This window comes from Schleiferilactobacillus shenzhenensis LY-73, from assembly GCF_000469325.1.
Classification (GTDB): domain Bacteria; phylum Bacillota; class Bacilli; order Lactobacillales; family Lactobacillaceae; genus Schleiferilactobacillus; species Schleiferilactobacillus shenzhenensis.
In genome coordinates this window covers 58531-82713 of the sequence record NZ_KI271585.1, presented here as the reverse complement: position 1 = coordinate 82713, position 24183 = coordinate 58531, and the positions used below count along the sequence as shown (strand labels likewise).

The window sequence follows — 24183 nt, the reverse complement described above, 5'->3', positions numbered from 1 at the left end:
TGGGACAGATAAATGTAAAGACGGCTCAACCATGCGATTTGAGCCGTCTTTTCTTGGCTATAAACTTGTCAGTGAGTTTCCTGAAATATCCCTTTCTTGCGGGCTGATGTCCCCAATTAGGACCTTCATGTTGGCAAACTGCTTCTCTGTGAGCAGAAGCAATCGCACCTGTCCCTTTTCAGGAAGGAAGCCTTCGATCCTATTTTCATATTTCTTTGCCATATCCAGCCCATTGACGATGCGGTAATAGACTGAATACTGCATCATTACGAACCCCTCAGAGATTAAATCATGTCGGAAACGATTTGCAGCCTTGCGGTCTTCAGCTTCTACAACGGGCAAGTCGAACATTACGATTACTCGCATGAACTTAGGCGAACTCATGAGGATGCAATGGAATGAGCTGAGGGAGGCTGATTCCTGACATTTTTCCTGTTGCGTATGCGGCAGATATGCTTTCGACAGTCATGTGGATAGCGTTGCGGACCGTTTGAATGGATTCATTTATTTGTACATCCAGACTTTGAATATTCAGTAATTCTTTCTTGGCTTGGCTGGTCAGGGCGTCGGATTCATCGAAGTGCATCTGTAATACGACCAAATCGACAATCGGTCGAAATGTCTCCATGAAATCGTCGGCAAGATTGAACGGGTTCATCTGGTTACGGTGGAATATGCCCCAAGACGGTTCCAATCCAAATGCGCAGATTTCACGTGCCACGCAGCTACGGATTATGGCGTAGCCATAATTCAGTGCAGCATTTTGAACATCTTCAGTGCGTCGTGAAAACACCTCGCCAAAGGCAGACTGGAAATAAAACGCCGCGGCGTAACCCTCTTGATGGGTTGAATCGCCCTCCTTCACTGCAGATGCAAAACGGGACATACTTATCCCACCAGTCACGTTCAAGATGTTCAACACTGCGCTTTGGTTAAGAATCTTTCGACGGATGATTTTTTGCCAAAGACGATCTTTAAAACGCTTGGGTACGGTTAACTGTTGGCGTAGCGCAGTCAGCTTGTGATAATACCCTTGAATGGGCAACAGCGTTGTTGTTGGGAGATGCTGTACATCAGAGACAATCACGGCAATGTTGTTCTTACTCAACTGAGATAGAACGTTTGCTGTAATACTTGTTGCTAGATTGTCGAGAAGGATGCTCTGAATGTCATCCAATGGAAAGGTGTGGTCGGTGTCCGTTCTCACTCGCAACTGGGATCTATGAATTGACAGGGTAGCCGGGCTTTCAATAAAGATATTTCGATAACCCATACCTTAATCTCCTTTGTTGGTGAATCCCAACGGCTGTGTCTCATGAACTACCGCCAATTCACCGAAATAGTTTGTTGATACTTTCTCAACTTTGTCTAGGGTTGCGAATCCGACGCTTCGTGCGGAGAAAGAACGATCAGGACCGTCGAAAGCAATCGAAGCTGTAGCAATATCCGCTCCTGTGAAGTATCCAACTATTTCTTCCCGAATCCCATTCGTTGACATGCCGTCAGCGTTGATTTCGGTTGTCTTTATCCCTTTCTTGTTGACAATGTGAATGAGGTCATTCGCAAATAATGAAAACTCGAATTGATCTTGTGGTTGAATCTCGTACCAGTCCGCCAGTGACTTTCTCTGTGTGGCAGCTTTTTTCGGTAGGTTCTCGTTTACTGTGTCCTTCACGTAAACAGGAACGAACACATACTTCTTCGGCGTCTTGTAAACATCAATACGCACCATCGAACCGTTTGCTGCTACACTCTTCGGGCCGACCGGTACAGTGGATGTTGCCTTGCCGGTAACACGGACGCGCTCCACCGGAATCGTTTCATTCGGCATCTTCACCATCACTCGCCCCTCAGGGAAAGCTTTCTTCCCATCGCCATTAGCCGCCTGTAAAGCCCGTAGAATGGTTTCGTAGACCACTTTGTTTCCACCATCTTCCGCCAAAGCATACGCGTTGGTACCTGCAGCGATTGTGTCATCACCATTTTTGCTCTTCTTGAGTTTCAGGTCAGTGATTCGAACACGTTGGGTGATAATATTGCTGTCAGGGTCCGGTTGACCATAAACCGTATCTAGAGTTGCCGGCCCTACAATGCGATGATTCGGAACGCGGACCACAAATGGTTTCTGCAACCCAGCAATTTCTTCAGGGGTATAATGTGCCCACGGATGACCAGCCATCAACTTATCCGGCGCATCGGAAACACGCCCATGTAATTCTTCGCGGAATTCTGGCCAGGGCAGGGGATAGTCATTAAACAGCTTGCGGAACCGTTTGGCATCTAAACCGTCTGGGTTGTCATCTTGAAGATCATCCAGAGAAGCGAGCTTGTTGCCCTTTCTTTCTTGGTACTTGGCATACCTGGTGACTGCTTGAATGAGGCCGTCGGTGACGCAGGCAATGACTACGGCGTCCACCGCATGGTGCAAGTCGCCGGCTACGCGGACCTTTGTGATACCCCAGCGGGACCGAATCTTCGCGGTGACCGCACCGTTCAACGCGATGACATGCTTGGCCTTGCTCAGAACGTCCGTGAATTCAACATTTTGAGACAAGTAGTTCATCAGAATACGGTTCAAATACCGGGTATCGTTGATATTCCGCGACTTCCATTGGCTCTTGTCTTCGTCGGTCAGGGTCTCCTTGAGTAGATTGCGTTTCTTCTTAGCGTTGTGAATGTTGGTGTTTACCCGATTAACAAACTGGGCCCGAGTCTTCGGATCATTACCGAAGAACTCCATCGGGATACGATCGCGCTTCTCCCGGTTGGCTTTGGCACTGACCAGGACCTTGTTGCTATAACTGTCGTCAAAACTGATGCTGTAAGGAATGATGTGGTCAATTTCGTACAGGTCGTCGGAGAAGATGTCGGTTACTGCCATTGACGCATTAGGGGTCAAATCGTAAATATCGATCCCGTTCTGCTCGTTGAAGAGGCGCATCTTCGTGATGTTCATACCATTGACGGGAATGCCGAGCTCTTTCAACTGTTGCGCAATTTTCTCGTTGGCGGCGGCGTTCTTCTTCTGGTACTGTTCTTCCTGTTTGCGTTCCTGGAAGTTTTTACTCAAGTCACGGGCGAGCTCAATGTGGATACTGTCCGGCTTGCCGAAGCGGCGAACCACAGCCTTCACCAGCTTGTTGGCCACGCTAACAGCGCGGCGAACGACGGGATTCGTAACGTTCTCGCGAATGTACTCCATATCGATTTGGTTATCCCGGAAGTCGTAACCGGCTGCCGTGGCGGCATCACTATAGACCATCCCTTGTTCCAGGTAAGGAATGATCGCCTGCATTGTATGGGTAGAAAGGTGCCCAAACTTGGCAAAGTTGAGCGGTAACAGCTGTTCAATTTTGTCATCCGGGAGAGTGGTCTGCTCGTGGAACTTTGTCCGACGCTTGTCGTCGCTCTTATACAGCGTTAGGACCAGGGCAATGGCATCAAGCAGTTCATGATCGTTGGCCAGTTGCTCGTCGTCTAAGGCTTTCTGAATATCACGCAACGGTTTGACTGAAACAAACTTGGTCTTACCTTCGATTTCGAGTGCTTTCTTGGCATCCCCACTGTATGTCACCAAGTTAAAACGAGCGCCATCGGGGAGAGAAAGCAGTGCCCGAATTTGCTTGAAGGTTAAATCGGCCGATTTGACCCCCTTGGCCCATAACCGCTCAGTAACTGTCTGGCGTTGATCATCGGTCAGAGGGGCATAGGTACCGCCAATACTGTCAGCCACACGAAGAGAGTTCAACTTGGTCAGGAAGTTGAAGTATTGGAACGTGTATGTCGCGCGGGGGGACCGTTTGCGCGAACGATCGAAGGTGTCAGGGCCGACCATCTTGGCAATCAGGTCACCGGCGTAGGGGCCGTTGGCAGGGCCGACATCGTAGTTACGCTGGCTCTCAAAGATGTCGAGGTATTGGTGAACGAATTTGTCAGTGATTTTATCGTTCCCCAAGGACTGCTGAGCGGCAAGAATCCGTTTGATTTCATCCACCAGCCAGGCCCGCTTTACTGTCCCAATGAACCCGTCGGTGTAGCCCTTGTTATGCTTCCGGTCTTGGAAACGGCGGTCATGGGCATACAATTCGCCGATGGTCCGATAGCCGTTCTCCGTCATTTCCGTCTCGAACGCACTAATGGATTTCAACACTGGTCCATTGTCCTTGTCCGTTAATTCGGCTTTGCGATTGGACTTGAACCCGCGGTGAGTGACGAAGTAGTAGAGCACCTGGAAAAGCTGGCGGCTGGTGATCCGCTGGTCGAGGGCAGCCACGCGCAGCTGCCAGATGTCATCATGGCTAATTTCTTGGTTGAGATAGGCCGTGATATCTTGCTGGGTCAATAATCCCTCACGGATGAATAGCTGGCGCGTTCGGTGCTTGCGGAAGGACGTCCGCCGTTTGCGCCGCCGGGCGCCTCGATAACGCCGGCGCGGTTCAGCCAAGGATGCGCCATTTTTGGGATTCTCAGCCCGGGTGAAAATCACTGAATTCAGCATCTTAATCTTGAATGGAATCCCCAAAGCGTCCGTTTCTAAGATGGCGTAGCCACACGATGCTATTCCGATATCGAGTCCTAATATATAGCCCATGCTACATAACTCCCCTCATGTACTTTCAGTGAATGGTGCTTGATACTCACATCATACGCCAACGCCCAGGGATTCACAATATAATTGGATACGAAAAAGATGACCCCCATCACGAGGATGGGGGTCAGAGCTTGACAGGTGATTGTCCTAAGACAATCCCTTTGCTATTGGATCCCTCCGCAATCGGCTAGAAAAGGAGGGTTGGCTCAGACGTCTCTGAACCTTCTTTAGAATAGCAGACTGGCAGGAAATTGGCAAGCATTTTTTACAAAATTGCTCACTCAAAAACGTGTTGTTATCAATAATCGTTGATATACCGGCATTAGTTAATGCACACAGGCTTTTGCTACCATTGGTAATTACTCGAAATATGTCTTTGCAATGGCTTCGTAGGTCCCCACCGCGTGTTGAAAATCAGCGACGTTAACGTGTTCATCAATCTGATGAGCGATACTCATGCTGCCGGGGCCATAGATGATCGTCTCGAACGGATTCTTCGATTTTGTGTACACCGAGGCATCCGTCGCGGCGTGGATAATCGTGAGTTCGGCGGGCCGGCCCAACGTTTCCTGGATTGCCGCTTGGGCGGCCGTTACTAGGCGCCCGTCTTTCTTCGAAATCACAGGCAGAAAGCTGTGCGTCAGGCTGAATTCCAATTGTCCAGAACCAGTGGCATTCAGTTTCTTCACGAGATTCTCCAACCGTTCAATCACGGCGTCATTCTTGAAACTGGGCGTCGGCCGAATGTTGCCGGCAGCCACCGCCAGGTCGGGAATGGTGTTCACCTGGTCGCCCGCCTTAAGGACGGTGACACTGTGCGCCAAGGGCCCGATGACCGGATCCGCGGGAACATCGTCGAAGGCATGGCGTTCCGCCACGATGAAGTCCACCAGCTTCTCCACGGCGTTGACACCGCGCTGGGGTTCCGAACTATGGGCCGACTTGCCGTGGCTGATAATCTTATAATTCAAGGAACCGGCATGGCCGAACAGTACTTTCAGCGATGTCGGTTCGCCCACGACCAGGCCGCTGATATCGTCAGCGTAACCTGCTTTCAGCAATTGGGCTGCCCCCATGGCGCCGTATTCTTCACCCACAGTGGCCATCAAGCGCAAATGGCCAGTGAAGCCGCTCTTCTTCAACCGCATCATGGCTAGTACCATGGCGGCCAGGCCACTCTTCATATCGGCAGATCCGCGGCCGTACATCTCGCCGTCATGAATCTCGGCGCCGAGAGCGGGATAAGTCCATTCTTGCGGATTACCCAGCGCGACCGTGTCCTCGTGCCCTTCGAAGACGAGAATATCGTCGCCGCTGCCGATTTCGGCGACCAGGTTCGTGCGGCCTGGGGCGTAATCGATCAGCTTGCTCTCAATACCAGCGGTCGCCAGCTTCTCTTGAATCAGCTTGGCAATTGCCGCTTCGTAGTCATTGGCCGAGTCCGTTTGGACCAGCTTGCTCAAAAATGCTGTGTCTTCATCCATTAAAGCAACACATCCTTTGGGTCCAGCTTAGGCACCCAGCCGGGGCGGCGTCAAGGGCTGGCGCCAGCGCCCGCCTCAGGCAATGTAAAAAACGGCGGACCGCCCCTGCGTCTTAACGGACCGGCCTACCATCCTCAGTCCGCCGTATCCTCTGCCGCCCGCCGGTTGCTCACTCTTGCCAGCAGCGGCATCAGTCCGCCCAGGCCAAACAGCACGCCCACCGACACGATATTCAGCAGCAGCTGGTGGAACCAAATCCCGGAGAACACCGCACCCTCCTGGGGCAGCACGCCCAGCGTGGCGCAGGCAAAGGCAAAGCTGAAGCCCCACACACCGATGAGAATGGCCAGCCAGCGGTGTTTAATGAAAACGAACGGTGAATTGAACTTTTCTTCATGCCGCCGCAACGCAATGAAGCCGGCGAAGACCCAGCAGCTCTTGTACGGTGTAACGATGCCGTTGAGGTTCAGGAGCCAGTTGAAAATTGAATTGATGCTGGGCAGCGTGCCAGATAGGAGCAGGAGGAACAGGCAGATGCCCGCCGTCAGGACGTAGGAGTGGATCGGCCGGCCAAACTTGTTCTTCCGCAGGAGCCAGCGGGGCATGAAGCGGGCCGACGTGTCCACCGCCAGTACTCGGCTGGAGGCGTCGATGAGCACGGCCAGCTGGGCCAGCATGTAAGTCAGCGAGACCGCCGAGTACACGTACAGCAGCACCTTCCCCCAGCCCCACGCGGCGCTCAGCCGTTCGAAGGCGTAGAATGCCCCGTTCATCTTCAGGTCGTCCGGCAGATGGTGGGCGTTGAAGAAGACGCCCATGGCCAAGGAGCCGAAGACGGTGAGAAAGGCGCTCATCCCCGCCAGCATCACCATGGACTTGGGGAACTCGTGCTTCGGGTCGCGCATCTTGGTGATGTAGGCCGCCCCCAGCTCGGCGCCAGACACGGCGAAGATCAGCAGACCGGTGGTGGCAAAGTAATGGGTATCGAAATTGGGGATGAAGGCAGACCAGGTGAACGGCTGGGTGGCAATGTGAAAACCGCCAGCGGCCACCCCGGCGCCGGTCATCAGGACGAAGAGAATGGTCATGATAAACATCGCCGCACCGCCGATCATACTCATGAACTCCAAAGAATGCTGGACGAGGTTTTGCGTCAACAAAAAAATCAAGATAACGGCGAAAGTGAAAAAACCGAACATCTCATTGGTCATGTACTTATCCAAGGTGTTGTTGCCCAACACCAGCCACGATAGCGACACGATTACGGAGTTGGCCACGTCGACCAGATAGGGCAGAAGCGACGCCCAGAACATCCAGCCGGTCCAGTACCCGGCGGCGTCGCCGATAGCGTGGCGGGACCAGGTGGCCAGGCCGCCGCCGGCCTCGCTGAAGGTCGACCCCATCTGAGCCGAGATCAACTCGTAGGGCAGAACGTAGGCGACGACCATAAAAATCCACGAGAAGACCACGGAGAGGCCTTGGTTCTGGAAAGGGTAAACCAGGTCCTCGAAGCCGATGACCGTGACGAAAGTCAGCAAGGCCAGTGTCGGCCACTTGATATAATGCGTTTTTGGTGCCAAATCATGATCCATTAGCAGAAATCCTCCTCAATCAAATGCTATACCGGACAGTGAATTGATTGCGGAGGGTGGGTCGTTGCTCCAATGCATGGCGGTTATCTCCCCAGGAACGAATTACTGATATTTTACTCCCTGGTAACCAGCCCGCCTAGCGCATTCTTACAGATCGAGTGAGATATTGCCATTGCCCAACAATTTTAATACGGCCGTCGTCAGTTGCGGGTTCGCCACCCGGAAGGCAATACCTGTATTCTTCCCGAAACCCTGATCAGCAAAGAACCAGAGCAGTTCTTGGTCGAGAATGATGCCGGTGGGTACGCCTCGATGGGCATCCTGCCACAAAATGGGGTCGTCCGGTGTAAAGGAGGCCTTCAAGTCGGTCAGCTTATTACCAAAAATCGTGAGTACCCGACCTGCAGGAAGACTGGTCAGGCAGGCCCGAACATCTTCAGGCTGGAGACGGTTGCCCGTTAAGACGACCTGTTTAGTGCTGGCGGCAATGTCTTCACTCAAAGCCGTCCAGTAGTTACCGTCAAAGAACCGGGATTGCAGGCGATTGGTGCTGGCGTCCTCGGCAATGATATACCCTTGTCCATGATAGGTCCGCAGGCGCTTTTTATACATGCGCGCGTAAACTGGCAAGAGGCCGTCCACATAGTCGTAGACCCGCAATTCTGGCTTCTTCGCCAAACTGCGCTGCATGCGACCAAGATATTGCGTCAGGATCGATTTGCCCGCAACGGGCAGCGCTAGAACGAGCGTGTCGATGGAAGAAACATCAAAGCCCTCCCCAATATAGGACCCTGTGGCAACTAGACAATACGGCTTCCGAGTATCGGTGACAGCTTCTCGCTGCGCAGCCTGATTCTGCTTGTCCTGCTGACCGTAAAGAGTGTGCACCGGAATCGTCACTGCTTTTTGCAGCAGCCGGCTGAGCTCTTCCGCATGGTTCACCCGCTGTGTCAGTACCAGAATGTGCCGACCCTCCCCGGCACAGCGGCGGACGTCGGCCACGATGAGCTCGTTACGCTGCACATCCTGACCCATCGCAGTCAAGGCTTCTGGCAGCCCCATACCTTGAGCATCCGGCATGAGTGCACCGAATGACGTGAACCGTGGGTAGACGGTCCGCGCCACCGTGTGCACATATGCCGGGTCCAGTGTGCCCGTCTGATACCGAATAGCACCGACCCGCATCGTGATGATTGGGTCCAGGCCATCTTCTCGGTAAGGGGTGGCTGACAATCCGCAAAGATAACGCGCCGCGGCCTCTTTCAATACCCCTTCGTACGTGAAGGCGGGAATATGATGGACTTCATCCATGATTATTTGGCCATACGCAGAGAGAAAGTTTCGCAGATTAGCCGGCGACATTCGGGCTAAAGTTTGAAGTGTGGCGATATCTACGATTCCACTTCGATTTTTGACCGCTCCGTAATATCGGCCAATCGCGTCTTTTTTGCGCGGCCGACCGGTGGCTGTTTTCTCTTCAATGATTGGCTTGGTCCTAATTTGCAGGAACTTCGTTAGTTGCGCCCGCCACTGGTCGGCTAACCCCTTGTTGTTCACTAATACGAGCGTGCTGACCTTCCGTTCCGCAATCATAGCGGCGGCCACAACCGTCTTCCCAAAACCTGTCCGGGCAGAAAGAATGCCGGTATCGTTCTGCAGCATCGCGCGCTTGGCCTTTTCCTGATCAGGACGCAGCGTACCTTTGAATGTCACTTGTAATGGGTGGCCAGTGACCAGCTTTTCTTTCCAGCGAATGTGGGGCAAAATGCCGTTCAGGTAATCTTTGAGTCCCCGGGGTAAGCGCAATTCAGTCGCTGTTTCTTCGGTCAAGCTGATATATCGCGGTGTCTGATATGTAGACAACCGGGCTTTTTGCATTTTATAAAATTGTGGATTATCGAAGGTAGCCAGCCAGCGCAAGGCCCCAATTTGGCGGTTGTTCAGGCCGGCTTTTGCAATGTGCAAGACACTGTCTTCGGTGATTTGTAGGTTAGTCGGCAGAGAAAGCAGATCATTCTTTTGTAACTGGGTATCAGCGGTTTCTGGATAGGTCAAATAGCCGTTGGCAGAGCTCAATTGGCTGATGGCGGCATCGGTGGCGGCTTCGGTGAGGGTATGTACATTCTTTAGCGCCGCCCATTGGTCCGCCAACGGCTGCAGGTCATCATCCAGAAAGACGGTACGTCCCTCTTCGCGAAACTTTCCTTGCAGTGGTGCAGCAATCAGATTGCCCGGGCCATGTTTAATCGCCAAATCCTGACTAGGAAACATGCGGTCGAATGCCGCGAATGAAATCTCCGGGGTCGTCGTCATCGCCGTTGTGAGTAAGTTTCGGCCGAGCTGCCGGGCTTTCTGGGCGCTGATGGGACTGGTGAAGAAAATCCATAAGTGGCAGCCGTTGCCAGATTGGGATTTTTCCACCAAGCAGGGCACGTGATATTGAGCACACACTTGTCGGAGGGACTGGGCAATATCCGCCCAGTTGTGCTGGTCGATATCCAGGGCTAACAAATTGGTCGTATCATCAGCAAGCAGGGGGTAGAGACCGATCGCAATCGTCCCATCTAGGTGCTGCTGGATAACTTGTTGGGTCAAAGGCAAACGCTGGCGGGTGGTGTAATCCGTTTTGGGGGTATAGCCCTTTTTTCCCGTCTTTTTGTTGTCGAAACGCACGGCGTAAACGTCACGGCGAACATTGAACCGGCTTAAATACAGAGTCGTATTGTCCAGCTTGCGGTCCATCTTCTTTTTGAAGGCCGCTAAGGGCATGGCAAAAACGTGGGTATTACCGGTCACCCGAAAAATCGCCAATTCGCCAGTCACGGCGTCCGTCTTGTCATCATAGTAGTGCGCCTGCATGATCAGCTCATAATGGCGGCCGTTGGCTTCGTAGTCTTCTGTCATCGTACACCTCTTGTGAAAAACATTCCCAACCGAGTATACAGGATGGCTTTCTATCGGTCTAGTGCGGGCGGCCAGCGGTAAGTGTCAAGTTTTAGCCTGTCTGTCACAATAGGGTTGTCACATAATTCAGTCAGAGTCACCATGAAAACGCGCCGCCCGAGGCATCCCCAGCTGGCACAATAGGATTGATACATTATATAAAAAAGCACACCCAGACATTTCTGCCCAGATGCGCCTTCGTTCAATCATCTTATACCGGAATCTTAATCAAGTCCCGTCGCGGTGCTGTCGTCAGCACCGCACTCTTGCCTTCTGTGACAACCACATCATCCTCAATCCGGATACCGCCCAGGCCGGGATAATACAGCCCTGGTTCAATCGTCTCCAGCATGTTCGGCTGGAACTTGATGTCGCCTTCGCCCGGCCGGGACGTAATGTACGGGCCTTCGTGAATATCCAGGCCGACGTTGTGGCCGGCGCCGTGGATGAAGTATTGTTCCACGCCATGTTTCTTGAAGACGCCGCGAATGATACCATCCAGCTCGCGGCTGGTCATGCCGGCAGTGATGGCATCAATGCCGGCTTGCTCCGCTTCCAAGACCTGGTAATAGGTCTTCTCCAGCTTGGGGTCGACGTCGCCGATGGCAATCGTGCGAGTCATGTCGGACGCGTACCCGTTGACCAGGGCGCCGAAGTCCATAGTGAGAATGTCGCCGGCCTCGATCACCTTGTGGCTGGCCTCACCGTGGGCAAAGGTCGAGCGGATGCCGGAGGCGACGATGGTGTCGAAGGACGTGCCCTCGCCGCCGTGTGTTTTCATATAGTATTCCATTTTGGCGGCGACTTCCATTTCGGTCATCCCAGGATGGATCTCACCCAAGATGTACAGGAAGGTGGCGTCGACGACTTGGACGGCTTTCTTAATGTTGGCCAATTCCTCGGGGTCCTTCGTCCAGCGCATTTCTTCCACGACGCCGGTCATGGGGATGACGTCGGGAGAAATGGCGTCGACGAACTTGCGGCCCTTGGCGTAGGTGAGCTGGTCGGCTTCGAAGACGACGGAGTCAATACCGCTCTCATTAATCAGCTTGATGGTGTCGGCCAGCAAGCCCTTCTGCCAGCGGTAGATCGTCACGTTGTCCGGCAGCTCGCGCTTGGCCTGTTCGACGAAGCGGCCGTCGGTGACCAGCGTCAGCTTGTTCGGCGTCGCCAGCAGCAGGGACTCATCCCCCGTGAAGCCGGTCACGTAAGTAATATTCTTCGGGTTGAGCATGACGAACTGCTCAATGTGCTTCTCGTTCAATTTCTTAATGAAGCGTTCAACACGGGCCATCAACATCTCTCCTTACTCTAATCATGGTACACCGCCAGCATACCGCAAGCGGCGGCCGCTGTCACGATTCGATAGTGTACAATCGAATGGGCCGGTGGTATAGTGAAGCCAACGAGAGGAGTGATCGGTAATGGCCAGTGTGTATGACTTCCAGGAGACAGAAATGAACGGGCAGACCCTGCCCTTGAAGCGCTATCAGGGCCAGGTGCTGCTCATTGTGAACACCGCCAGCAAGTGCGGTTTGGCGCCGCAGCTGGAGGGTTTAGAAAAGCTCTACAAAACGTATCACGACCAGGGCTTCACCGTCCTCGGCCTGCCGTCGAATCAGTTCAAACAGGAACTGGCGACGGACGAGGAGGCCAGCGAATATTGCCAGATGCACTACGGCGTGACCTTCCCCATGACCAAGCGGGTGGCTGTCAACGGCGACGGTGAAGATCCGTTATTCACCTATCTGAAGGACGCTTCCGGTCATGGCCGCATCAAGTGGAACTACACCAAGTTCCTCATTGGCCGGGATGGTCAGCTGATCCATCGGTATGCCCCCACGACGACCCCGGAGAAGTTCACGGACGATGTGGCCGCCGCAGTCGCTGCCAAATAACGTGTATTGATTCACAGCCGGTCTGGGCTCAACGACCGGCTTTTTTTGTCCATTCGTCCCGCAGCAGGGCGTAGAAGGCTTCGTCAACGATGCCGGTGTTGTTCTTGCCCCGGGCGCGCAGTATGCCTTCCTTGTGCATCCCCGCCTTGGCCATCACTTTGCCGGAATTGGGATTCTGGACATCATGGGTGGCTTCGATGCGGTTCACGTCGGTATTGGTGAAGAGGTAGTCGATCACCGCGCGCAGGGCCTCCGGCATGTAGCCGCGGCCCCACCAGGCGCGGCCGAGGACATAACCGATGGCCTGCCAGCGGGCGGCGTCATTGGCTTCCACGACCGATATATTGCCCACGAGGGTCGCTTCGGCGTCGTTCAGCTGAATCGCCCATTGATAGAATGCCGGGTCGGTATACTGGCTGGCGGTCCACTGCATCCGCGCCGCCGCGGCTGCCGGGTCAGTATAGGCCGGCCAGGTGAGGTATTTGGTCACTTCCGGGTCGCTTTGCCAATGGGCGTAAGCCGCTGGTGCATCGGCGGCGGTGAAGCGGCGTAAGGTTAAGCGGTCCGTGGTGATCGGCTGGGTACCAACATTTTTCATGGCGGGTGGTCCTTTCTGGTTGCGGAATATCTTCTATCCTACCGCAATCAGCGGTAGGCCGCCTTTTTTTACACAAATAGGACCGCCGCGGCGGTCCTGTTTGGGTTAAGGCATGCGCTTTAATCGAAGCGCCAGGAAATTTTTCCTTGGTATTGCTTCAGCGTTACGTGCGGAGTCTGGGGGTCGGCCAGAATTGTGGCCGTAAACTGCAAGGGCGGATGGCCTTTAACCGCTTTACCCTTCTTCCGGGTGGTTTCCGCAGTTTTCTGAGAAACCCCGAAAGCACTCATCGTGTCGATGCTCGCCCCCGGCGCCACGGTCTTCCCCCGGTTCGCCAAGCGCCGGGTATCTTGCTCAGTGCGGGGCGGGTCCATGCCGCGATAAACGGGAATGGCGGTGACCGCCTTGATGCCTTTAATGGGTGTATTGTTCCAGATGCGCATGCTGTCCGGGCGGAACACGGCCTCGAAGGCTTTCACGGCGTCCTGGGGCTGTTTGGTCGTGTTTTTGTACGTATAGTCAATTTTGAACCCGGACCAAGCGGTGGCATCATCTTGGCTTTTAGCGTTCCCCGACAGATAGACCTCACCGGTGGTGAATTCCCCGAGTGCGGTCGTAAAATGGGTGGGCACGGTATACTCCTTTGCTGGCTGTTGGACAAAGGTATACGTCCCCGCCGCGATCTTGGCCTTCACCGCCTTGGTGCGCCGGCTGCTGGCCGCTGCGGCTTTCTGCTTGCTCACCTGGGCCGCCGAGGGTTTCTTCTCGGCAGCGGGCTGGCAGGCACTCAAGCTGCCGACCAGGCCCGCTAGACTCAACCCAATGAGCAGTATCCGACCGATTCTTGTCATCGCAGTCGTTTCCCCTTTCTGTGTCGCGTGTTATTCCCGCTTGTCCCCCCAGAAGAATAGGGCAATCGTGCCCGGGCCCGTGTGGGACCCAATGGTCGTCCCGATGTGGTTGATTTCCACGGGACCGTTGAGGTGCGGGAACTTTTCTTCAATCATATCCGCCACGCTCTTGGCGTCGTCGTAGAAGGCGGATTGAGAAATGTAGCACTTCCCGGCATAGTTGCTGCCGTCCTCGGCGTGGGCGGCCATCTCGTCCACCAGCGCCTTCTCGGCCATCTTCTTCCCCCGCAGCTTGCGCCGAGGGGTCAGGTGGCCGGTGTTGTCCATGTCCAGCAGAGGCACGATGTGGAACTGAGTGCCGAACCAGCCTGAGACCTTGGACAGGCGGCCCAGCCGGACGTAGTAGCTCAGATCGGTCGAGATGAACCAGTGGTGCATACGCAGCTTGTTCTGCTCCGCCCAGGCCTTCACCTGGTCGATGGATTGACCGGCATCGCGCAGGTCGGCCAGCTTGTCCATGAGCAGGCCATAGCCGGAAGAGGCCGCCAGGGAGTCGACGATCTCAATGGTCCGGTCGGGGTACTTGGCGTCCAGCTGCTCCTTGGCCACCATGGCCGAGTTGGAGACGCCGGACAAGCCGCTGGAGAGGGAGACGTGCAGAATGTCATGGCCCGCCTCCAAGAAGGGTGTGAAGTATTGAATGAACTCCTCGACGTTGACCTGGGAAGTTTCGGTCTTGGCGCCGTTGGCCATTTCTGCATAGAACTCGTCGAAGGGGATTGAAGCCCCCAAGTCGTCGAGGTATTGCTTCCCGTTAATGGCGAAGTGGAACGGGACATAGTGGATCTGGCGCTCATCGAAGTGGGCCTGGGTCAGATCCGCGGTGGATTCACAACTGAGAATGTATGACATTGTGTATTTTCCCCCTTGAATGATTACCCCTTCAGTTTAACAGAGCCGTGAAGAAATGGACATGGACAGCCCGCCAGGATTGTCTAGCGCAGTGCAGGTAAGAATCGGTATCGGCCAGCGCAGAGGGTGAGAAAAGTGACGCGGCCGGCCGGCATGCCGCGCGGACCAGGGGCAATTTCGTTTCAGCGGTGCGCCCCCTCGTGAGGGCAAAGAAAAGCCCCGCGCCTGGGGAGGGAGGCGCGGAGCTGAGGTTGGTATTGAGGAGTAGTTCATCATGAAGAAAAAAAGTTGGTTGGTGTTGGCAGCGTCAGCAGCACACCGGGGAGGGCGGTGGTTCCTGTTGACATCTTGTATATTACCGGGCAGTTGTGCCCAATCTATGCCCAGAATTTGCCCGTTTCGTAATCTCTTCGTGACGTACAATAGAAGTCAGTAAGAAAGGGGCGTTTGTCATGGACAAAGACGCATTGCTCGCTCAGTGGCAGAAAGAAGAAAAGGCCGGCATCACCGGGTGGGATTTCTCCAAACTCGCCGGCCGCTGGACCAACGATCCGCTGCCGTGGCATTATAAGAAAATCGTGCGCGACCACCTGCGCCGGAACGACCAATTGCTGGATATGGGGACGGGCGGCGGCGAATTGCTGCGCAGCTTCCACCATGATCCGCACCTGACGGCCGTGACCGAAGCCTGGGAACCCAACGTTAAGCTGCTCCAGGGCACGCTGGCGCCCCGGGGCGTGACAGTCTACGCCGTACCCCAGGACCACGAAGCCGCCTTACCGGTCCCTGACGCTTCCCAAGACATCATTTTGAACAGCCACGCGGCCTTTGACGCGGACCTCATCTTCAGCAAACTCAAGCCGGGCGGTCTCTTCATCACCGAGCAAGTCGGCGCGACCAACAACTTTGCCCTGTCCCGCTTCCTGGTGCCCGATTACCAGCCCGCATTCCCGGACAACACGATGCTCAACACCGTCGCCGCCTTCGACCACGCCGGCCTGACCGTCATCCGCGCCGAATCCGCCCACCCCGCCATGACCTTCTTCGACGTCGGCGCCGTCGTTTACTACGCCAGCATCATCCCCTGGGAATTCCCAGGCTTCACCGTCGCCAAAGCCCAAGACCAACTCTTCGTCCTCCAATCCCTCATCACCACACACCGCCAAATCATCGCCAAAGAAGACCGCTTCCTAGTAATGGCCAGAAAACCAACGCACTAACGCTTCCTGCCACCAACCCAAGCCCCCGCCAACTCACCAACCCCCCAAGCAGCAAGATCCGCCCGCACTTGCCCCTTATCTCTTGTCCAAAACAGACGATGTCATCCGCCCCAATCCCTCAATCAACCACCATCTGTCCGTTTCACATCTTCCCCCCAGGCCCCAGCAGCTGCAAGTCACCCCAAATCCGCCAACCAACGCCCACACCCCCCTGCCCCTGACCCACTGGTGATGCGCCCCTTGCATCACCAGATAAAAAATCACCACCGGCGGGGGGAGGCCGCGGTGGTGAACAATGGGGAGAAGAAAAATCATGAAGAAAAAGTTGGTTGTCAATATTTATCAGGAAGTAACTTCTGGGGAGGATGTTGTGTTCCTGTTGACATCTTGTATATTACGGGGCAGTTGTGAACATTTTGTGACGGGGAAAAGACGGAAATGGTAACAGTTTGCGGTGGGAAGATGAAGATGGCGGTGCGTGAGCGAGGAAACCCCGGCGCACCGCCATCTTTGGCGTTCCAATTATTTTTGCAGCAGATCGGCTAATTCATCGACTTGACGGTCAAATACGGTCAAGGTTTCCCGAATATAGTCCGGTTTGGTCATATCGATGCCGGCTTTCTTCACGATGGCCAGCGGGAAATCACTGGCACCGGCAGACAGGAAGGCCTTGTACTGCGGTACTTGGTCGGCCGGATCAGCCAGGATGCGCTGGGCCAAGGTGTTGGCGACCGCCTTGGAGGTCGCGTACTGGTAAAGGTAGTAGTTCATGTAGTAATGAGGGATGCGCGCCCAGCTGACGTTGGGCCAGGGGTTGGGGGTGACGGCGTCGCCGGTGTAGGCGGCATCGAGGGCGGCGGTCTTGTCGTTGAGCTTCTCGGGCGTCAAGGATTCCCCCGCAGCGTCGCTGGTGTACATGAAGTGCTCGAATTCGGCGTACTTGGTCTGGTTGAAAATCGTGTTCAGCAGGTCCTCAACGGATTCGGTGAGCAGATACGCCTTGATCCGGTCGTCATCCTGGTGGGTGGCGCGCATATAGTGGTTCAGCAGCGACTCATTGCAGGTGGACGCGATCTCCGCGATGAACATGGAATACTGTGAATACCAGTAGGGCTGGTTCGCGTCAGCGTAGACACTTTGCATTGCGTGGCCGGATTCATGGGCCAAGGTGCTGGCTGCCCGGTACGTATTGCTCCAGTTGAGCAGGACGTAAGGGTGGACACCGAAGACGTCGCTCTCATAACCGCCGGAGAGCTTGCCGGCATTCTCCGCCCGGTCGATCCAGCGGTTGCCGAACTCTTCTTGCAAGTGGGCCAAGTAGTCGTCGCCCAACACGGCGAGGGCCTTCAAGGCCCATGCCTTCGCTTGCTCGAAGGTGGGCTTCAGCGGCGCTTCGCCCACCAGCGGGACGGACAAGTCGTAACTGTACAAGGGGTCTAGCCCCAAGACGCGTTTGCGCAGCGCATAGTATTTATGGGCACTGGGCAGAAATTCATGGACGGTGTCCACCAGGTTAGTGAAGACCGCTTCCGGGATAAACTGGGCACTCAAGTCCATCGCCCGGGCAGAATCGTAATGACGCAGATGGGCCAAGGTGTTTTGGGTGTGGACATGCTGCTGCAGTGCTTCGGCGAATGTGTATTGAGAGCGGGCGTAGCCTTGGGAGAACTTCTCCGCCGCCGTTTTGCGCACGGCCCGATCCGGGGACTGGTACAGCTGGTAGAGCTTTTCCTTACTCAAAGGGATCTCGTTGCCGTGGGCATCTTTCATTGTGCCGAAGGCGATGTCCGCATCGTTCAGCTTGTTATAGATCGACTCGGGGGCCGTGAAGGTCTGACCGAGCGCGGATAACAGGGTTTCTTCACCGGCACCCAAAATGTGGGGCTGGCGTTTTTGGGCTTGGGCAAAAATGAAGGCGTACTGTTTGAGCTGGGGCTCTGCCTGGGTCAAAGCGGCCAATTGAGCGTCGGTCACTTGGGGCAGGGTCGCTTCCACGAAGGCGGTGGCTGTCGCAAACGTGGTGACGGTCTGGTCCGCTTGGGCCACGGCCTTTTGCCCGGCAGCAGCGGTCATATCGCTGTTATAGAGGTGTTCGCCGTAATTGAAGACTTGGTCGGCCAAGGTCCGCGCCTGAAAATAGGCGGTCAAGGTGTCGTACAAGACCCCGGCATCGTCAAGCAAATCATTCCGGTGCTGGGCAATGGCCTCGCCCTGGGCGATGAGATCCGCGCAAGCCTTATTGAAGGCCGCCGTATCGGGGAAAATATCCGCTAAGCGCCACTTCTGTTCTTCGGGCACATCCGCCCGCTGCCGCAATTGTTTCGTTGCCATCAAAACATCCCTCGTTTCCTGTGAATAGCCTCATCGTATCACAGAAAGCGGGGGATGTTGGTGAGAAAACGAAAAATCAATAGAAGGACGGTTTGTCCCCCTCGGTGTGGGGCTGATCCACGCCCAGGGAATGACCCACGGCGCGGTCGGGATCGTTGATCAATTGCACGACCAAGTCCGCGATACTCTTCCGGGAAACTTCAGTCCCTTTGAACGGCTCGCCTTTTTCGGTGGTCTCGTAACTGACGATGTCCTTATTCGACAGCCAGGCCGGCCGGATGATGGTATAGGCTAAGTCTGACCCTTCGATGACTTTAGCGGCAGCGGTATAAGGCTCCAGGTAACCGCCGTCCAGCATCTGGTGGTTCCAGCGGCCGAACGCCCCAGGCACTTCATCGTAGATACCCAGCGTGGAGATCCAAATCAGCCGGTGCACCCCGGTCTGGTCCATCGCCTGGACGACTGCTTGCGCCTGCTTCTCGATTGTCTTACCGCCGAGGTTGGCGTAGACCACGTCAATGCCGGCCAGCGCTTTGACTAGCGCCGCCGGGTCAGTGGCATCGCCCTCGATCACGGTTTCCCGAGCGGGGTCGGTGACGGTCAAGCGGCTGGCCCGCCGCAGGAACAGGGTCAGGTGGTGCGTTGTCTCCTGCAGCAGCTGCTTTTCTGCCAGCTGGGCGATCTGGCCGTGCGCACCCAGAATCAATACATTTGTCATGACGTCACGCTTCCTTTCTGTCTTCATCGTAACACGCTGGCGGGTCGTTCTGGCATAATAGAAGATAGAAAGGGGGCGCGGCGATGCGCCATATTCCAAACATTCTCTCGGCCCTGCGGCTCGTGCTGCTGCCGGTGTTCCTGTACTTCGCCAGTCAGGGCCAGTTCGTCACGGCGGGCGTCTTGATCACCGTGATCAGCCTGACCGACCTGCTGGACGGGTACCTGGCCCGGCGCAACCACTGGGTCTCCCAGCTGGGCAAGGTCCTGGACCCGCTGGCCGACAAGCTGACCCAGATCAGCGTGATCATCGTGTTCTTCCTCCACCTGCCCCAGTACCGCTGGATATTCTGGGTGCTGCTGGGCAAGGAGACCGTCATGCTGATCGGCGCGGCCATCCTCCTGCACCAAGGGGTGAAGCTCCCCGGAGCGGCGATGTGGGGCAAGGTGGCCACGGCGCTATTCTACCTGACCGCCGTGCTCGTCCTGCTCTTCCCGGCGCTGCCGGCGGTGCTGGTGACTGCGCTGTTCATCGCCTCGGCGGTCACGGCAGTGGTCTCCGTCGCCCTGTACGTCCCGCAATATATCCGCTACCGACGGACGGCGGCCCATTAATTCCGTCTCCCGCCCGACCCGCTCTCCGTCCGCTGACCCTGGCGGCGGCGCCGGTTTTCTCCGACAATGGAAGAAAACGAGAAAGAGGGTCCGCGGCGATGACGTTTACGCAAACCGCAGCACAGCAGGTCTTGAATTGGAGTTATCACCGGGCCGTGAAAGGCGGCGGCAAGGGGCAGTCAGCGGCCACCTTGGCCGAGACGTATTTGGCCCAGGCGGGCGGTGATGCCGAACAGGCCATCCGTGATTACCTGCGCTACGCCCGCCGGCGGGTCGGAACGGTCAGCTTCATCACCGGGCTCGGCGGCCTGGCGACCCTGCCCGTCACCATCCCGGCCGAAGTGGCGAATACGCTGTACGTCCAGCTGCGCATGGTGACGGTGATCGCCGCCCTGCGGGGGTACGACCTGGCGGACGACCGGGTGAAGACCATGAGTTTGATCACCCTGACCGGCAACGCGGCGGAAGACTTCCTGAAGAAAGCCGGTATTGCCTGGACCGGCCGCTTGAGTCAACGGGTGTCGGCGGCGACGCTGGCCCGTATCAACCAGCGAGTGGGCGCCAAACTCTTTTCTGTCGCCGGGGAACACGGGCTGCTGCACTTTTCCCAAATCGTTCCGGTCATTGGGGCCGGCGTGGGTGCGGGGGTGGACGTGGCCGCTACGGCGGCGCTGGCGGTGGCCGCCAAGCAGACCTTCCCCTTGACCGGGCAGTCGGCACTGCGGCCTGCCAACCGGGCTGCGGGCCCCGTGGACTTCAGTCATTTCGATGCCGCCGCCTGGCTCCAATAAGCGGTGATTCTTTTTGTTGCATTCGCCCCAGCCGCTGGTCTATTCTAAGGGTAAGCGTTACTTTGTCACGAATGAAAGGGGCCAAATGTAATGGCGGAAGAGAAGATAGTTTATGAGGCAGATATCACACCGTTGAATGCGGACAAGATTGGCACGGCTGCGAAAGGCCATGCCCGCTTCGAGATTCAGGGCGACGAATTGGTCGTGACGATCACGATGACCGGCACCCCGGCCAATAGTCAGCACTGGATGCACTTCCATGGGTTCCCGGACGGTCAAGACGCCCAGCCGGCGACGATTGCGCAAGACGCCAACCACGACGGTTACGTCGATCTGCCAGAGACGGAGCCTGTTTCCGGCACCACCATGGTGCCGTTCAACGCCAGTCCTGAGCACATGCGGATCCCGGAAGATACGTATCCGGTGGCCGATGCCCAAGGCAATTTTACTTACGAAAAGATCATTCCGCTGGGGACGCTGCGCAACAGTTTTGAGAAAGCCTTCAACGACCGTGAACTGCACCTGGAGAAGCGGGTGCTCTACGTTCACGGCGTGCCGGAGGACTTCAAGCTGCCAGCGACGGTCCAGGGGGCCATTGCCGGACACACGGCCAACACGACGCTGCCCATCGCGGTGGGTAAGATTCGCAAGATCAGCGAATAATTTCTAGTCAAATAAAAAAGACGCCCGGTCGGCGGTCTGTTCATCCACGTGGACAAACTGCCGATCGGGCGTCTTTTTGGTCCGTGTCAGCTGTCTTGCTTGACAGTACGCCGGCCATACCCCTTGACGGTCACCACGATGGCAATGGCCAGTACGATGGCGTCAATGAGGTAGAGCACTTTCTCGCCGTTAGCCTTGCCAATCAGCGGGGTCCAGAGCAGTCCCCAGAAGACTTGGTAGAGCCAGAACACGACGACAGCGACACCCCAGGCAATATCAATCAGTACTTTCTTCATGCCATTCACCTTCCTAGATCATCGGCGACATCGGTGCGTCGTAGTACTTGTTGGCCATGTGGTAAGCGAAGGCTTGGAAGGCAATCATGGTGATGATCATGAAGCCGACCAGCCAAGCGGTCCAGACCAACGACGTCGGCCCGCTAGTCGCCGTCAAGGCGGTGATATCCGGTCCGTGCTTGGCGACGACCAAGGTCGGGAAGTTGCCGAGAAAGATGGTATAGACGAAACTCGCCATACTGACGACGGCCAGCCAGAAACTTGCCCGGCGGTAACCTTTAGTCAGGGTCCAATACTCCGTCAGCGCCGTCGCGGCGAAGATCACCAGCAGGGTGGTGACCAGGGCCGGGTGGGTGCTGAAGAAGCGGGTATTGAACGGCAGCAGAATCACGAACAGGACGGCCAGCGGGTAGAGGACGATGAGCGTCCAGCGCAGCTTGCCGGTCAGCTTCTCGGTGAGCGGCGCGGGTACTTTCTTCATGATCCGGGCCAGCCCGATATTCAGGCTCAAGACGACGGCCAGCAGACCGCCGAGAATATTGAAGACGGTCATCACGTCGCCCCAAGAGGCGTAGACCACGTTGCTGCGCACGGTCACCCCGCTGACTGTCGACGCGAAGATCAAGCCGAACAGGAACGGCGGGACTAAGCTGCCGATCATCAGCGCCCAATCCCAGAAGCGGTTATAGTGGCGCGTGTGCCACTGGGCCCGGTAGTCGAAGGCGGTGCCCCGGAACATCAGGAACAGCAGAATCAAGAAGACCGCCAGATAGTAGCCGGTGAACGCGGTGTACCAGCCCGGATAGGTGGCGAACATCACGGCGAAGGCGGTCACCGCCCAGGTCTCGTTGCCGCCCCAAACCGGTCCGGTCACCCGCATGATCTGGTTCCGTTCCCGGTCGTTGTCGCCGACGAAGAACGTGGCCATCCCGGCCCCGAAGTCCGCGCCATCAAGGACGAAGAACAGCATCAATTCGGTGGCGATCAGCCCCAGGAAGAAAACCTGCAAATGCGACAGACTAAGCATGACTGACACCTCCTGTAAACGACGTATCGTCGTCTTCATCGTGCTCCAAACCGCTCAGCGCCGGTAATCCCCGCTTCAGCGCGCGGTGGCTGAGGGTGATCATCGTGGTGATCAGGAAGGCATCGACGATGAAGAAGAGGCCCAGCGACACGGCGACAACCGGCATCGTCAAGTTCGGCGACACGGCATCATACTGTGTCAGCAAGCCATAAACGACGAACGGATAACGACCCACTTCGGCGACGATCCAACCAGCCGTGATGGTGATATACGGCAGCCAGAGGACCCAGCCCAGTGTGCGCAGCGTCTTGCGGTGCTCTTCAATCAGCTTATGCCGCCGGTGCAGCAGAATCGTCGCCGCCAGCGCGAACATAGTAAAGAAGTAGCCGGCGTAGACCATCCAGTGCATCGCCCAGAACAGCAGAGTGACCGGCGGATAGTAGTCCATCTGCCCGTCGTACGACTTGGCCACAGTCTTATCGAACTTTGCGTGGTAGATCTTGGCGACCATGTTCATCCCAGGCATCATGCCGGTGAACTTGCCCGTCCCGAAGTAAGTGCCCATGGCCGGCACCGTGATGGCGTTGACCTTGTGGTTCTTTTCATCGATGGTGGCGGCCAGGGCCCACGGCGCCCCGGTAGTCTTGCTGCCTTCGTTGTCGTAGCGGCCCTCGATCGCCGTGAACTTCATCGGCTGCAGCATGACCGTTGCCGCCGCCTGGTTGTCGCCTTGCAGCGGTTGAATGAACGCCGCCGGCAGCGCAATCAGCAAGCCGATTTGGACAGCCACCTTGAACGCCTGCACGTCCCGCTGATGCAAGATCTGCCAAGCGGAGATGCCGGCAGTCAGAAAGCCGCCGACGATCAGGATAGCGAACAGTACGTGCAGCACTTCCGGCAGGTATTGCGGGTTTTGCAGCAGGGTAATGAAACTATTCAACCGGGCGTGCTTCCCCTCCATGTGGAACCCGTAAGGATTCTGCATGAAGGCATTGATGGCAATGATCCAGATGACACTGGTCAGCGAGGACAGCAGCATCGCCAGCCCCAGCCAAGCGTGGGCTTTCTTATTCAGCATCCCCCACGTGAAGCGCCAGGCGCCGATGATGGTGGATTCCAGGAAGAAAGCAAGCATACTCTCGATGGCCAGCGGGACGCCGACGATATCGCCCATCAAGCGGGCGAAGGCCGACCAGTTCAACCCAAATTGGAATTCCATGATCAGCCCGGTGACGACCCCGGTCGCGAAGCTGAAGATGAAGATGCGGCTGAAGAACAGCGCCAAGCGGCCATACTGGTCCTTGTTGCCGCGGCCGTAAGCATAAATAAATTCGAAGATGATCGTCGTCAGCAGCATCCCAGTCGTCGTCGCCACGAAAGCAAAGTGGACGATGGCGGTCAGGGCAAACTGCAGACGGGACAGGGTCGTCACCCCTAACGGAATGGTGGCGAGAATCGCTCCCATAATTATGACCCCCAATCTAACCTCTCATACATACTTACTTTTTGTTCGTGATAAGTATAGGGCCGGTTTCTGGGCGCGGGGTAAAATATGCTCACAAGCGTGGAGAAAATTGTTATGGCGGGTCTGGCGGGGGCAGGCTTGTGAAAAGGCGATGTGGCGGCAGGCTACTGTCTGGGTGATGGCCCGGGT

General features: G+C 56.1%; 20 protein-coding genes and 1 CRISPR repeat array (1 of these 21 only partly in view). Of the genes, 5 read left to right on the top strand and 15 right to left on the bottom strand.

All coding sequences use genetic code 11. The features are described 5' to 3' along the window. Window positions 1-6: direct repeats of the CRISPR family, unit length 36 nt; it reaches 3526 nt to the left of the window's first position. Between the two features lie 51 nt (window positions 7-57). The 7 genes from cas2 to L248_RS05075 form a co-directional block, all read right to left on the bottom strand. Further along, window positions 58-366 (bottom strand): CRISPR-associated endonuclease Cas2, encoded by a 309-nt coding sequence (gene cas2, locus L248_RS05105; protein ID WP_196811993.1) that lies wholly within the window; start codon window positions 364-366, stop codon window positions 58-60. Between the two features lie 4 nt (window positions 367-370). After that, window positions 371-1273, bottom strand: coding sequence for a type II CRISPR-associated endonuclease Cas1 (cas1, locus tag L248_RS05100; RefSeq protein ID WP_040534996.1), 903 nt, complete (start codon window positions 1271-1273; stop codon window positions 371-373). A gap of 3 nt (window positions 1274-1276) precedes the next feature. Continuing rightward, window positions 1277-4591 (bottom strand): type II CRISPR RNA-guided endonuclease Cas9, encoded by a 3315-nt coding sequence (gene cas9 / locus L248_RS05095; RefSeq protein WP_081701223.1) that lies wholly within the window; start codon window positions 4589-4591, stop codon window positions 1277-1279. Between the two features lie 359 nt (window positions 4592-4950). Then, complete coding sequence (locus L248_RS05090; protein WP_022529032.1) at window positions 4951-6075, bottom strand: ArgE/DapE family deacylase; 1125 nt, start codon at window positions 6073-6075, stop codon at window positions 4951-4953. Window positions 6076-6209: 134 nt separating this feature from the next. Continuing rightward, window positions 6210-7667 carry an APC family permease gene (locus L248_RS05085; RefSeq protein ID WP_022529031.1) on the bottom strand — a complete coding sequence of 486 codons (1458 nt, stop codon included), beginning with the start codon at window positions 7665-7667 and terminating at the stop codon, window positions 6210-6212. Between the two features lie 147 nt (window positions 7668-7814). Further along, complete coding sequence (locus L248_RS05080) at window positions 7815-10571, bottom strand: DEAD/DEAH box helicase (protein WP_022529030.1); 2757 nt, start codon at window positions 10569-10571, stop codon at window positions 7815-7817. Between the two features lie 250 nt (window positions 10572-10821). After that, a complete protein-coding gene (locus L248_RS05075; protein WP_051999865.1) occupies window positions 10822-11904 on the bottom strand; it encodes a M24 family metallopeptidase in 1083 nt (360 codons plus the stop codon). Window positions 11905-12034: 130 nt separating this feature from the next. Between L248_RS05075 and L248_RS05070 the strand changes: the two genes are divergently transcribed. After that, window positions 12035-12508, top strand: a complete 474-nt coding sequence (locus tag L248_RS05070; RefSeq protein ID WP_022529028.1) for a glutathione peroxidase — start codon at window positions 12035-12037, stop codon at window positions 12506-12508. Window positions 12509-12536: 28 nt separating this feature from the next. Here L248_RS05070 and L248_RS05065 read toward each other — a convergent pair whose 3' ends face one another. The 3 genes from L248_RS05065 to L248_RS05055 form a co-directional block, all read right to left on the bottom strand. Then, window positions 12537-13106 (bottom strand): GNAT family N-acetyltransferase, encoded by a 570-nt coding sequence (locus L248_RS05065; RefSeq protein ID WP_022529027.1) that lies wholly within the window; start codon window positions 13104-13106, stop codon window positions 12537-12539. Between the two features lie 119 nt (window positions 13107-13225). Next, entirely contained in the window at window positions 13226-13957 is a 732-nt protein-coding gene (locus L248_RS05060) for a hypothetical protein (RefSeq protein ID WP_022529026.1), read from the bottom strand. A gap of 30 nt (window positions 13958-13987) precedes the next feature. After that, window positions 13988-14869 carry a DegV family protein gene (locus L248_RS05055; RefSeq protein WP_022529025.1) on the bottom strand — a complete coding sequence of 294 codons (882 nt, stop codon included), beginning with the start codon at window positions 14867-14869 and terminating at the stop codon, window positions 13988-13990. A 452-nt stretch (window positions 14870-15321) separates the two neighbouring features. Between L248_RS05055 and L248_RS05050 the strand changes: the two genes are divergently transcribed. Next, a complete protein-coding gene (locus L248_RS05050) occupies window positions 15322-16089 on the top strand; it encodes a class I SAM-dependent methyltransferase (RefSeq protein WP_022529024.1) in 768 nt (255 codons plus the stop codon). A gap of 522 nt (window positions 16090-16611) precedes the next feature. Here the strand turns inward: L248_RS05050 and pepF are convergent. Both pepF and L248_RS05040 read right to left on the bottom strand, forming a co-directional pair. Further along, window positions 16612-18420, bottom strand: coding sequence for an oligoendopeptidase F (gene pepF, locus L248_RS05045; protein WP_022529022.1), 1809 nt, complete (start codon window positions 18418-18420; stop codon window positions 16612-16614). A gap of 76 nt (window positions 18421-18496) precedes the next feature. Next, window positions 18497-19138 carry an SDR family oxidoreductase gene (locus L248_RS05040; protein WP_040534989.1) on the bottom strand — a complete coding sequence of 214 codons (642 nt, stop codon included), beginning with the start codon at window positions 19136-19138 and terminating at the stop codon, window positions 18497-18499. 83 nt (window positions 19139-19221) lie between these two features. Between L248_RS05040 and L248_RS05035 the strand changes: the two genes are divergently transcribed. From L248_RS05035 to L248_RS05025, 3 genes are all read left to right on the top strand, one after another. Next, entirely contained in the window at window positions 19222-19752 is a 531-nt protein-coding gene (locus tag L248_RS05035; RefSeq protein ID WP_022529020.1) for a CDP-alcohol phosphatidyltransferase family protein, read from the top strand. A 98-nt stretch (window positions 19753-19850) separates the two neighbouring features. Then, a complete protein-coding gene (locus L248_RS05030) occupies window positions 19851-20543 on the top strand; it encodes an EcsC family protein (protein WP_022529019.1) in 693 nt (230 codons plus the stop codon). 90 nt (window positions 20544-20633) lie between these two features. Continuing rightward, entirely contained in the window at window positions 20634-21206 is a 573-nt protein-coding gene (locus L248_RS05025) for a hypothetical protein (protein WP_022529018.1), read from the top strand. An 86-nt stretch (window positions 21207-21292) separates the two neighbouring features. Here L248_RS05025 and L248_RS05020 read toward each other — a convergent pair whose 3' ends face one another. The 3 genes from L248_RS05020 to L248_RS05010 are packed head-to-tail and all read right to left on the bottom strand — an operon-like array spanning window position 21293 to window position 23994. Further along, window positions 21293-21502, bottom strand: coding sequence for a hypothetical protein (locus tag L248_RS05020; RefSeq protein ID WP_040534986.1), 210 nt, complete (start codon window positions 21500-21502; stop codon window positions 21293-21295). 13 nt (window positions 21503-21515) lie between these two features. After that, window positions 21516-22529 carry a cytochrome d ubiquinol oxidase subunit II gene (cydB, locus tag L248_RS05015; RefSeq protein ID WP_040534984.1) on the bottom strand — a complete coding sequence of 338 codons (1014 nt, stop codon included), beginning with the start codon at window positions 22527-22529 and terminating at the stop codon, window positions 21516-21518. Further along, a complete protein-coding gene (locus L248_RS05010) occupies window positions 22522-23994 on the bottom strand; it encodes a cytochrome ubiquinol oxidase subunit I (protein ID WP_022529015.1) in 1473 nt (490 codons plus the stop codon). Before L248_RS05010 ends, cydB begins: the two co-directional genes overlap by 8 nt. Between the last annotated feature and the right edge of the window lie 189 nt (window positions 23995-24183).